The following is a 12,091-nucleotide window of genomic DNA, read 5'->3' as shown; positions in this document are numbered from 1 at the left end:
AGTCGCAACACTCTTGTATTTTTATATCTTTAAATTTTAACTAAATATTGTTTAAATTCAGATTATTTTAATTGTAAATTTTCTTTCGCATGGGCACAACTTCCATCATATACTGCACGTACGGCATCGTCAGCATCCTTAACGCTGATACCGAACATCATTGAAATTTCAGACGCACCTTGGTTGATCATTTTCAGGTTAATATTCGCTTTTGCGAGTGCAGATGTAATCATATTGGCAGTACCGACCATTTGGTTCATACCTAAACCAACAACCATCATCACAGCTAAGTCGTTATCAATACCTAATTCATCAACATCACATTGTTTACGAATTTCATTTAACACTTTTGTTTCTTTGCCGCGAATTTGATGTGTTCGCATGATAATACTGACGTTATCAATACCAGAAGGCATATGGTCAAATGAGATATTGTAGTCTTCAAGTACTGATAATATTTTACGTGTGAAACCAACTTGTCTGTTCATTAAGTATTTACGTACGTTAATGACTGTAAAGCCTTTGTCACAGCTAATACCTGTAATCAAGTGGTCTGGTTTAATTTCACGGTCGTATCTGATGAAAGTACCTGGATCTTCAGGACGATTTGTATTTTTAATTACGACTGGAATACGTTCTTTTTGTACAGGTTGAAGGGCTTCGTCGTGGAAAACACTAAAGCCTGCATATGAAAGTTCACGCATTTCGCTATATGTTACTTCTTCCATAATTTCAGCGTTTTTGATTAAGTTCGGATTTGCACGATAGATACCTGAAACATCTGTAAAGTTTTCATACAACGTTGCGCGTACACCGCGTGCCAAGATTGCACCAGTGATATCAGAACCGCCGCGAGGGAAAGTGACAACATTACCTTGTTTCGAGTAACCGAAGAAACCTGGAACGATAATTTTTCCTTCAATTTTTCTTAGATTGTAAATTTTATCATAAGATTCTTCTAAGATTTGAGCAAATTGAGGCGTGTTGGTTACGGTAATACCTGCGTCTAAAGGAGACACATATGTAGTTGGAACACCTTGAGCGTTATTATATTGCGCGATTAAGCGAGCGTTAAAGTCTTCACCACAAGAAAGTAATGCATCTTTTAAACGAGGCGGATTGCTTTGGTTGGCTTTGATACGCTGTTCAAGAATATCATCGAATTCTGTTAAAATATTTTCGTCCATGTTTAAATCACGGATGATATCTGCATAACGTTCGATAATTTCTTCCTTTTTATTTTGATAATCTAATTTTGCTACACTTTTTTCATAAAGCCTAAGCAACAAATCTGTTGTCTTAATATCTTCAGAATGTCTTTTACCAGGAGCAGACACAACGATTATTTTTCTTTCGTCATCGCTATTGATGATGTTTAACACTTTCTGAATTTGGCTTGCTGAAGCGACGGAACTACCGCCAAATTTAGCTACTTTCATATTTAATCAACCTTTCTATCAATCTTAATAATATACTGCTTTGTTTTTTGGGTGAAAAATGGTAAAATTTCAACATATTCCAAATTTTTTGAACTTTACAATTTTGATGAATGAATTTATACTAAACCATAATCAAGTATTTTTCAATAGTACAGGTGTTTTTTTAGAACGAACAAACGGAGGAATGTAATTATGAAGAAGTTAAACATCGCTTTGCTCGGTCTGGGAACAGTGGGCTCAGGAGTAGTTAAAATTATTGAAGAGAATCATCAACAGATTAAAGATACGATTCACAAAGATCTTCACATCAAACATATTCTTGTTAGAGATAAAAAGAAAAAACGTCCCTTAAATATCAGTAAATACCATCTGACTGAAGATGTGGATGAAATCTTAAATGATGATGAAGTCGACATTGTGATTGAAGTGATGGGCGGTATCGAACCTACTGTTGAGTGGTTGAAAAAATCATTAAAACAGGGCAAACATGTGATTACTGCTAACAAAGATTTATTAGCGGTTCATTTACGCACATTAGAAGATTTAGCAGAAGAAAATGGCGTTGCTTTAAAATTCGAAGCCAGTGTGGCAGGCGGTATTCCAATCGTCAACGCAATCAACAATGGTTTAAATGCGAACAACATCAGTAAATTCATGGGTATTTTAAACGGTACATCCAACTTCATTTTATCTAAGATGACAAAAGAGGGCGCAAGCTTTAAAGAAGCTTTGGATGAGGCACAACGTTTAGGTTTTGCTGAAGCAGATCCAACCGATGATGTTGAAGGTATCGATGCGGCACGTAAAGTAGTCATCGTTACATACTTATCATTCAACCGAGTTATCAGTTTAGACGAAGTTAAAGTAACAGGTATTTCTGAAGTAACAGTAGAGGATATCAAAGCTGCAACAGCGCTTGGTTATAAAATTAAATTAATCGGTAAAGGTACATTTGATAATGGTGTTATTGAAACATCTGTTGCACCAACCTTAATCGATGAAAGACATCAATTAGCATCAGTTGAAGATGAATATAATGCGATTTATGTTATCGGCGACTCTGTTGGAGAAACGATGTTCTATGGTAAAGGTGCAGGTAGCTTAGCTACAGGTAGTGCAGTAGTCAGCGACTTACTAAACGTCTCACTACAATTCGAATCTAACTTGCATACTTTACCGCCGCATTTCGAATTGAAAACAGGTCATGCAAAAGAAATGATCGACGCAGATGAACCGACAAAATTAAAAGAAAAAGGTAGTTACTATGTTGTTTTACAAACAAATGGTGCACCGGTTAAACGAGTGGAAGAAGAGGTTAAAGCACAATTACCGCTTCACAAATCACTCAATGTCATTGAACGAGATGACAACACAGCAGCTGTCATTGTAAAAAGTATCAATGTTCCAGCTGATGAGATTTTAGCACAAGGCAAATATCCAGTGGAAAAAGTTTATCCAGTAGAAGGGGTTTAATTAAAATGAAAAGATGGCAAGGTTTAGTACAAGAATACAAAGCATATCTCCCAGTTAGCGACAACACACCGAATGTAACTTTAAATGAAGGCCAAACGCCGTTGATTCATTGTGATACATTATCAGACATGTTAGGTATTAACTTGTTTGTAAAATTTGAAGGTGCCAATCCGACAGGTTCATTTAAAGACCGTGGTATGGTCATGGCAGTCACTAAAGCAAAAGAAGAAGGTAAAAAAGTAGTGATTTGTGCATCAACAGGTAATACTTCGGCTTCTGCAGCTGCATATGCGGCACGTTCAGGCTTGAAAGCAATCGTAGTTATTCCTGAAGGTAAAATCGCTTTAGGTAAATTATCACAAGCTGTCATGTACGGTGCAGAAATTGTATCGATTGAAGGCAACTTTGATGAAGCGTTAGAAATTGTTAAAGAAGTTGCGAAAGAAGAAGGCGAAATTGAACTTGTTAACTCAATTAACCCATACCGTATCGAAGGTCAAAAAACAGGTGCATTTGAAGTAGTCGATCAATTAGGCGGCAAAGCACCAGATGTATTAGCCATCCCTGTCGGTAACGCAGGTAACATCACTGCGTATTGGAAAGGCTTCAAAGAGTTTAATGATAAACATCAAACAGGCTTACCGAAATTATTTGGATTCCAAGCGGAAGGTGCATCACCAATCGTACAGAACAAAGTCATTAAAAATCCTGAAACAGTCGCAACTGCGATTCGTATCGGTAACCCAGCAAGTTGGGATAAAGCAGTGAAAGCTTTGGATGAATCTAACGGCTTGATTGATAGTGTGACAGATGAAGAAATCTTAGAAGCTTATCAATTACTTGCTTCTAAAGAAGGTGTGTTTGCAGAACCTGCAAGTAACGCTTCAATTGCTGGATTAATTAAATTGCATAGAGCTGGTAAATTACCAAAAGATATTACAGTCACTGCAGTGTTAACTGGTAATGGCTTGAAAGACCCTGATACTGCCATCTCATTATTAGACAACCCGATTAAATCTTTACCAAATGATAAAGCAAGTATTATTAAATATATCAAAGGAGCTATACATTAATGGGAGAAAGTTTAAAACTTAAAGTTCCCGCTTCTACTGCCAATCTTGGCGTAGGCTTTGATTCAATCGGACTCGCATTAAATAAGTTCCTATATGTTGAAGCAGAAGTGAGTGCAGATGATCGATGGCACTTCCATCATAAAGGTGACAACTTGCATGGCTTACCGACAGATGAACACCATCTGATTTATCAAGTTGTACAGTTTCTTGAACAGAAATATGATATGTCAGTGCCGCCATTAGATGTCACTATGCGGAGTGAAATTCCTTTAGCCAGAGGACTTGGGTCCTCGGCTTCTGCTTTAGTTGCAGGTATTTATTTAGCAGATTTCTTCGGTCACTTACAATTATCAGAATTTGAAATGGTCGAAGCCGCAACAGAAATAGAAGGACATCCAGATAATGTTGCCCCTGTGATTTATGGTGGGATGATTGCTGGATTTTATAATCATGAAACAAAAGAAACATACATTTCTTCAATAGAACCTCCATACGTGAACCTCGTGATCACTATTCCAAGCTACGAGTTGAAGACACATGACTCTAGACAAGTTTTGCCGAAAAGCTTTGAACATGAACAAGCGGTTCAATACAGTGCCATCAGTAACACGATGTTAAGTGCATTGATGCAGCATGATTATCAATTAGCAGGTATGTTGATGGAAATGGATGGGTTCCATGAACCGTATCGTCAAGATTTAATCCCAGAATTTCAACGCGTTAAAGCGTTAGGTCGTGAATATCATGCTTATGCGACAGTTATCAGTGGGGCTGGTCCGACGATTTTAACATTAATTGATCCTTCTAAAAGCGGTAAATTAGTCAGAAGATTGAACAAAGAGTTGCCAGATTGTGAATCTGAATTAATTTCAGTCAATAAAAGCGGAATTATCGTTGAAAAAGTTTATGATTAATGAAGAAATGCGATATAATTTGATGGAATACGCTTGAAAGGAGCACTGCACATCAAATGAGCAGCTATAAAATGATAGTAATGGATATGGATGATACTTTGTTGAATTCAGAGAATCAAGTCAGTCCAGATACTGCAAAATATTTAATTGAATTACAAGATAAAGGATATCATGTTGTCTTAGCTTCAGGACGTCCAACAGAAGGTATGTTGCCAATCGCAAAAGACTTGCATCTTCATGAGCATGATAGTTATGTCATCAGTTTTAACGGCAGTCGTACAACACGTGTTAGAGATGGAGAGCTTGAAGCCGAACAAAGTATTTCTAAAAAAGACTTTGACCGTATTGTAGATTATTGTCGCGATAATAATATCTTTGTGTTGACGTATCAAGACGGTCATATTATCTATGAAGGTGAACATGAGTATATGAATATTGAGTCTGAGTTAACAGGGTTACCTATGCATCGCACAGATGATTTGAAAGCATTCATTCAAAATCCTGTTGCGAAAGTGTTGGGCGTAGACTACGAATCACATATTCAAGAACTCTCTCAAGCATTTGGCGGTGTGTTTAACGACCAAATCGATGTGACGACAAGTAAACCCTTCTTCTTAGAATTTGTACCGCATGGTGTGTCTAAAGGTAATGCATTACATGCGTTATGCGAAAAAGTAGGCATCGATATCAGTGAGACTATCGCATTTGGTGATAGTATGAATGATTATTCTATGATGGAAGAAGCAGGGTATGCTGTCGCAATGGGCAATGCACGTGATGCGTTAAAAGAAATCGCTGATTTTGTGACGTTAGATCATAACTCAGACGGTATTGTCTATGCCTTAAAGAAAATTTTATAGATTTAAATACAAAAGGAGACTTTCTGTTCAAGAGAGTCTCCTTTTGTATGCGATACATCTTATTTAGCTGTATGTGTCCATTCATGCATGCCATGGTTTCGTTTTACAAGAGCATAGATATTATCAGCAGAGTAGTCTAAGTTTGTATAGACTGTGATAATAAATGATGATTGTCCAGTTTCAAACGGTTCACTTAGGTAAACATCTTTTAAGTGTTCAAATAGAGGTACCATTTGATCATGTTCTAGACTTGGATACTCTCTTAAAGTTCTTTTGATAAGTCTGCCATTTTTTTCTTCAAGAGACTGAACGACAATCACAAAACGTTCATCTTCCTTCAAAACATCGTCAAATAAATTTGTTTGTCCTACCATGTTGTAACACCTCGATTTCTCGTCTTATTACTCCTATTATACTACATATCCATAAACGTTAAAATCTTAAAAGTTATAAGAAGAAACAAAAAAACAGATTGGCCAAAGCCAATCTGTCAGTGTGAATAATTATTTCACTTTATTAAATTCTTCGAAACTTCTTACATCCATTTCTTTCAATTTAACAGGTTTTGTTTTCTTAATGATTTTATGAACAATGAAAATAATAAAGAGCACTACAATCGGTACGAAGTCTTTAATTAATCCGCCGACATTCAAGTGAATCATATTTTCAAATGAACCACCGAATAACAAGAACACGAGTATAGCTAAAACAAGAATCGGTCCTAGCGGATATAACGGTGTTTTATAAGGTAAACGTTCATTAATATCTATACCTTGTGCTTTTAATCCTTTACGCAATCTGATTTGCGAGAAGATTGCGGCTGCCCATACGAAGATAACAAGTTGCCCTATAATACCAAGTAATGTGAAAATCGCATTCGCATGGAAGTTCGCTAAAATAATGACCGCCACAACAATTACGAAGTTTGTTAAGATGGCTGGAATCGGTAACTTTGTTTTACCATGCAAATAACTTAAGAATTTCGGCGCTTGTCGATCTGTACTAAGTGAGAACAACATACGACTTGTTGAATAGATACCTGAGTTAGCAGCTGATAATAGTGATGTTAAAATAACCGCATTGATGACAGAAGCTGCAAAGGCGATACCGACTCTATCGAACACAATCGTAAATGGACTTTGTGTTACAGATTCACTTTTATTAAGTAATAACGGTTCATTGTAAGGTAAAATCGCTGAAATGACTGCGATTGAAAGAACATAGAATAATAAAATTCTCCAGAATACTGATTTAATAGCACTTGGCATTGATTTTTTAGGATCATCTGATTCACCAGCTGTGACCGCTACAATTTCCGTACCACCGACAGAGAATCCAGCGATAAGCAGAACGCTTAAGAAACCAGAGATACCGCCAACAAATGGTGCTTCACCGACAGTGAAGTTTTTAAAACCATACGTATGACCGCCAAGAATACCAAAGATAGTTAAAACACCTATAATGATGAAAACGATAATCGTCACAACTTTAATAGCTGCTAACCAGAATTCCGCTTCACCGAAGGCTCTTACCGTAAAGATATTCAATAATAGTAAGAACGTGATAAATATTAAACTCCATGTAAGTGGAGAGAAGAACTTAAATGTGTCCCAATAGTACAAGACATTTGATGCGATAATAACATCAACGCTTGTCACAAGTGACCACATTGCCCAGTATAACCAACCGACTGTAAAACCAAGTGAGGGGTCAACGAATCGTGTTGAATAAGAACTGAAAGAACCTGATACAGGATAAAAGGTTGCAAGTTCTCCGACTGATGACATTAAGAAATATAACATGACACCAATAATCAGATACGCTGCAATCGCACCGCCAGGACCAGCTTGAGAAATGACGCCGCCCATTGCGATAAAGAGACCTGTACCGATTGCACCCCCGATAGCAATCATTGATATATGGCGAGAACTGAGTCCTCTATTCATTTTGTTTTCATCCATATGCGTTACCTCTAATCTTTAAATTAAAATATATGTACTCTATTCTAATTGTTTTTATACGACTAATCAATGACCTTTGATGCATTAAATCAAATATTTTAAAAAATTCAGAAAAATGACAGAATTTTGTTCATTGTGTCCGTTAAATTGACATAAATTCTTAGTTGATATAGTAAGAGCGTATTAGACAAAATAGAAGAAGAGGTGTATATTTAGACCCAACAATAAAAAAAGTGAACGTTACCGATTTGAATAGGTAAGTTCACTATCGTAGTTTCAATACATTATTTAGTTTCGCGGTGTAATGTATATTTGTTCAATCTTGGGCAGTATTTTTTCATTTCGATACGTTCAGGATTGTTACGTTTGTTTTTAGTAGTAATATAATTACGATCGCCGCATTCTGTGCAAGCTAATGTTACGTTTACGCGCAATGTAGACACCCTTTCTATTAAGTTATTAGCAATACTTACGCACTTAAATTTACCACAATCATGCATATCGTGCAAGATGGATAAAATAAGCAGCATAAGCTCAATGTATTCTATTGTATAGAAAAATTTACGATTAGTAAATAACTTTGCCTAAAAAATGAGCAAAAAGTATTGATAAAGATGGAAATTGTGTTATGATATAAATCGTAATAATTACGATTATGAACATTTACTATTAAGAAAGGTAGGAACTTTAATGGCAAAAAAATCAAAAGTTGTTAAAGAACAAAAACGAGAAGAACTCGTTGCTAAATATTACGCAAAACGTCAAGAGTTAAAAGCTAAAGGTGACTATGAAGCATTAAGAAAATTACCTAGAGATTCATCACCAACACGTTTAACTCGTAGATGTAAAGTAACTGGAAGACCTCGTGGCGTAATGAGAAAATTCGAAATGTCACGTATTGCATTCAGAGAACATGCACATAAAGGTCAAATTCCTGGCGTAAGAAAAGCAAGCTGGTAATTTCTAGTTTTTAGCAATCAATTTATCATAAAACACATTTCTTGAATGAAATGTGTTCTTTTTTGTGTATTTTTAGAGAGAATACACGCTTTTTTATGGTAAAAGTCGTAATGAGGTAGTATGATGTATATTGGACTTTTTGAGTTAGAGAAAATAAAGGGTAAGGTGTTAGATAGATATGAAAATTTTTGATTATGAAGATATCCAAATGATTCCTAATAAATGTATAGTGAAAAGCCGCTCAGAATGTGATACATCAATCCAATTCGGACCGCGTCGTTTTAAGATGCCGGTTGTTCCTGCAAATATGCAGACGGTTATGAATGAAAAACTTGCAGAGTGGTTCGCAGAAAATGATTACTTCTATATTATGCATCGTTTTGATGAAGCAGCACGTATTCCATTCATCAAAAAAATGCAAGATAAAGGATTATTCGCATCTATTTCTGTAGGTGTTAAAGATAATGAATATGATTTCGTTAAAGAAATTGCTGAACAAGGTTTAAAACCTGAATATGTCACAATTGATATTGCTCATGGTCACTCAGAACAAGTCATTAACATGATTCGCCACTTGAAAGAATATTTACCAGATTCATTTGTGATCGCAGGTAACGTAGGTACGCCTGAAGGTGTAAGAGAATTAGAAAACGCTGGTGCAGATGCGACAAAAGTCGGTATCGGACCAGGCCGTGTATGTATTACAAAAATCAAAACAGGATTCGGTACAGGCGGTTGGCAATTAGCTGCAGTAAACCACTGCAGTAAAGCAGCGCGTAAACCAATTATTGCTGATGGCGGTATCAGAACACACGGTGACATCGCGAAATCAATTCGTTTTGGTGCTTCAATGGTTATGATTGGCTCATTATTTGCGGCACATGAAGAATCACCAGGTGAAACAGTAGAACTTGATGGTAAATTATACAAAGAATACTTCGGCAGTGCTTCTGAATTCCAAAAAGGTGAGCGCAAAAACGTTGAAGGTAAGAAAATGTTTGTAGAACACAAAGGCTCATTAGCAGACACATTGAATGAAATGCAACAGGACTTACAAAGCTCTATTTCTTATGCAGGCGGTAAAGACTTGCTTGAATTAAGAAAAGTAGATTATGTCATCGTAAGAAACTCTATCTTCAATGGTGATAGAGACTAAGCTTTACCTTCTGGAGGTGTAGACGATCAGACGCACATTTTCATTTGTAGTCATCCTGTTACTTGCTGCTTTAATCATTCCTGTTAAAGAGACACCATGGATGATTGACATTCAAAATCAAGCAAAAGCCAAAATACAAGCAATCACTGCACAAGAAAGTGCCAATGAAACAGCACTTAAAGTGCCGGATAAGCAAGATTTTGCTTTAAATAACATTCAAATGAATATGACAAAAGAAGAAGTCGAACAGGCTTTAGGTAAACCTGAGCGTGTCAGCGCAAATGAATATGGTTTAAAATGGTACACATACCATAAGGATTACCATTCATTCGTAATGGTCAGTTATATGAATAATAAAGTGAATGGTATCTATAGCAATCAAAATGTTATCTCTTCTAAATCTAAAATCAAGTATGGTTCGCCGAAATCAGCTGTAAGAGATAGACTAGGCCAACCGATTGATGAAATGACGAAAGGTAATTATAGATACCAAATTACGAGCGATGAATATGATGTCTTTGATAAAGATGGTATTTATACGACCGTCTTTTATGACAAGCATGAAAATAATCAAGTAACAGGTGTCATGCAGATTAGTAAGGAAATGGAACATCGTTTAACTAAACCTTACGGTGCGCCATCGTCTTCACTTGCTCAGAGTTTTGAGATGCAAAACTTTGATATAGTCAATGCAGAGCGTGTTCAAAAAGGCTTATCTGTATTGAAATATAGCGATGCAATCTCTAATACTGCACGAAAACACAGTAAAGATATGGCTGACAACCATTATTTTGATCATACTAATCCAAAAGGAGAATCTCCATTTGATCGTATGAAAAAGGATGGCATTGATTATAATAGCGCGGGTGAAAACTTAGCGTACGGCCATCAAAATAGTATTTTCGCACATGAAGGTCTGATGAATTCAGAAGGACATCGAAAAAATATTTTACAACCAAGCTTTAAAAATTTAGGTGTCGGTGTTGATTTCAATGATGAACGACAGCCTTTCTGGACTGAAAATTACACAAGTTAATCAGCTTTAAAATAAAGGCAAAATTTCTGTATTCAGCAGAGATTTTGTCTTTTGCTTTATAAAGAAAAGATTAATTTATTCAGAAATTATTGATTAATGAATGATTTCTTGATTATAATAAGCACAAGCAGAAAAAAAGGTTAATATTTTATAATACATATTAAATGACTTGAAATCATAAAGGAAGGAGGGTGACTATGAATATTTCAGATATCGCATCTATGGCAAACGTATCAAAAAGCACTGTATCAAGATACTTAAATGGCGGATCAGTCAGCCAGAAAACTAAGGATAAAATAGATAAAATCGTGCAGGAAACAGGCTATTCACCTAATCAATTTGCACAATCTTTAAAAGCCAAACGTACATTCATGATTGGTGCGATTATTCCTAGACTTGATTCCTATGCGGCAAATCAGATTCTTGAAGGTGCAGATACTTACTTACGTGAAATTAAGTACCAAACCCTGATTGTTAATACGAGTCAAAGTATTGAACAAGAAATAGAAGCATTATATACACTAAATAAAAATAAAGTAGATGGTATTTTATTAATCGCCACACAAATCACAAAGCAACACATTGAAGCGATACAAGAAATAAAGGCTCCTGTTATATTAGTCGGGCAGTCAGATGAACATGTACCTTCTGTAATACAAAATGATTTTGAAGCGGGGCGTACTATTGGAGAATTATTTGGACAACAAAACTTTAAACGTATCGCATATTTAAGTGTCGATGAATATGATAAAGCAGTAGGTGTTGAAAGAAAAAAAGGTATATTGTCAGGTTTAAAACGATATAATCAAACGCCTGATGTTTATTACACAACTTTTGATTTACAACAAGCTGTAGTCGCTGCAAAACCGTTAGTGTCTCAATACGATGCATTAATTTGCGGGACAGATAATATTGCGTTAGGAACCTTGAAAGCTGCCCATCATCAACATATTCAAGTTCCAAATCAACTATCAATAGCGGGATTCGGAGGCTATGATACAACCTCTATTGTCACACCATCTCTTGCGACAATCAGCTTTCCCTATAAACAAACAGGTGAGAAAGCTGCCCAAAATTTAATTCGTATTATCAATGGTGAAGTGATTAAACAAATAGAAGTGATGGATTTTGAGTTTATTAAAAATAACAGTATTGACTTATCTGAAAGCAATGAGTAAAATGTTTGTGAAAGCGTTTTACTTTTATAGCGTTTTGGAAC

The 12,091-nt window shown here is 35.9% G+C and carries 12 protein-coding genes; 8 read left to right on the top strand and 4 right to left on the bottom strand.

The window, feature by feature from the left end; all coding sequences use genetic code 11:
- Window positions 1-62: 62 nt before the first annotated feature.
- Window positions 63-1,439: an aspartate kinase gene (locus MUA87_RS07475; protein WP_002480835.1), complete on the bottom strand. Its 1,377-nt coding sequence runs from the start codon at window positions 1,437-1,439 to the stop codon at window positions 63-65.
- A gap of 192 nt (window positions 1,440-1,631) precedes the next feature.
- On the opposite strand from MUA87_RS07475, the gene MUA87_RS07470 reads away from it, so the two are divergent.
- Genes MUA87_RS07470 through MUA87_RS07455 form a run of 4 tightly spaced genes read left to right on the top strand, consistent with a single transcriptional unit; the run spans window position 1,632 to window position 5,759 of the window.
- Entirely contained in the window at window positions 1,632-2,912 is a 1,281-nt protein-coding gene (locus tag MUA87_RS07470; protein WP_002480836.1) for a homoserine dehydrogenase, read from the top strand.
- A gap of 5 nt (window positions 2,913-2,917) precedes the next feature.
- The gene (gene thrC / locus MUA87_RS07465) at window positions 2,918-3,985 is read left to right on the top strand and encodes a threonine synthase (protein WP_105978063.1); all 1,068 of its coding nucleotides are present in this window, start codon (window positions 2,918-2,920) and stop codon (window positions 3,983-3,985) included.
- Complete coding sequence (gene thrB, locus MUA87_RS07460) at window positions 3,985-4,899, top strand: homoserine kinase (RefSeq protein ID WP_002480838.1); 915 nt, start codon at window positions 3,985-3,987, stop codon at window positions 4,897-4,899. Before thrC ends, thrB begins: the two co-directional genes overlap by 1 nt.
- 56 nt (window positions 4,900-4,955) lie before the next feature.
- On the top strand, window positions 4,956-5,759 hold the full coding sequence (locus tag MUA87_RS07455; RefSeq protein ID WP_002480839.1) for a Cof-type HAD-IIB family hydrolase: 804 nt from the start codon (window positions 4,956-4,958) through the stop codon (window positions 5,757-5,759).
- A gap of 59 nt (window positions 5,760-5,818) precedes the next feature.
- Here the strand turns inward: MUA87_RS07455 and MUA87_RS07450 are convergent, their stop codons facing one another.
- From MUA87_RS07450 to rpmG, 3 genes are all read right to left on the bottom strand, one after another.
- Complete coding sequence (locus MUA87_RS07450; RefSeq protein ID WP_002480840.1) at window positions 5,819-6,133, bottom strand: hypothetical protein; 315 nt, start codon at window positions 6,131-6,133, stop codon at window positions 5,819-5,821.
- 129 nt (window positions 6,134-6,262) lie between these two features.
- On the bottom strand, window positions 6,263-7,720 hold the full coding sequence (locus MUA87_RS07445; protein WP_262550409.1) for an amino acid permease: 1,458 nt from the start codon (window positions 7,718-7,720) through the stop codon (window positions 6,263-6,265).
- 284 nt (window positions 7,721-8,004) lie between these two features.
- A complete protein-coding gene (rpmG, locus tag MUA87_RS07440; RefSeq protein WP_001265708.1) occupies window positions 8,005-8,154 on the bottom strand; it encodes a 50S ribosomal protein L33 in 150 nt (49 codons plus the stop codon).
- Between the two features lie 256 nt (window positions 8,155-8,410).
- Between rpmG and rpsN the strand changes: the two genes are divergently transcribed.
- From rpsN to MUA87_RS07420, 4 genes are all read left to right on the top strand, one after another.
- Window positions 8,411-8,680, top strand: a complete 270-nt coding sequence (gene rpsN / locus MUA87_RS07435) for a 30S ribosomal protein S14 (protein WP_002480842.1) — start codon at window positions 8,411-8,413, stop codon at window positions 8,678-8,680.
- Between the two features lie 178 nt (window positions 8,681-8,858).
- Window positions 8,859-9,836 (top strand): GMP reductase, encoded by a 978-nt coding sequence (guaC, locus tag MUA87_RS07430; protein ID WP_002480843.1) that lies wholly within the window; start codon window positions 8,859-8,861, stop codon window positions 9,834-9,836.
- A gap of 100 nt (window positions 9,837-9,936) precedes the next feature.
- Window positions 9,937-10,872 (top strand): CAP domain-containing protein, encoded by a 936-nt coding sequence (locus tag MUA87_RS07425; RefSeq protein WP_002480844.1) that lies wholly within the window; start codon window positions 9,937-9,939, stop codon window positions 10,870-10,872.
- A gap of 197 nt (window positions 10,873-11,069) precedes the next feature.
- Window positions 11,070-12,050: a LacI family DNA-binding transcriptional regulator gene (locus tag MUA87_RS07420; protein WP_262550407.1), complete on the top strand. Its 981-nt coding sequence runs from the start codon at window positions 11,070-11,072 to the stop codon at window positions 12,048-12,050.
- The last annotated feature ends 41 nt before the right edge of the window (window positions 12,051-12,091 follow it).

The sequence above is a fragment of the Staphylococcus simulans genome, from assembly GCF_025561465.1.
Taxonomy (GTDB): Bacteria; Bacillota; Bacilli; order Staphylococcales; family Staphylococcaceae; genus Staphylococcus; species Staphylococcus simulans.
The sequence above is the reverse complement of the archived record's forward strand: the minus strand, read 5'-3'. Positions and strand labels throughout refer to the sequence as shown.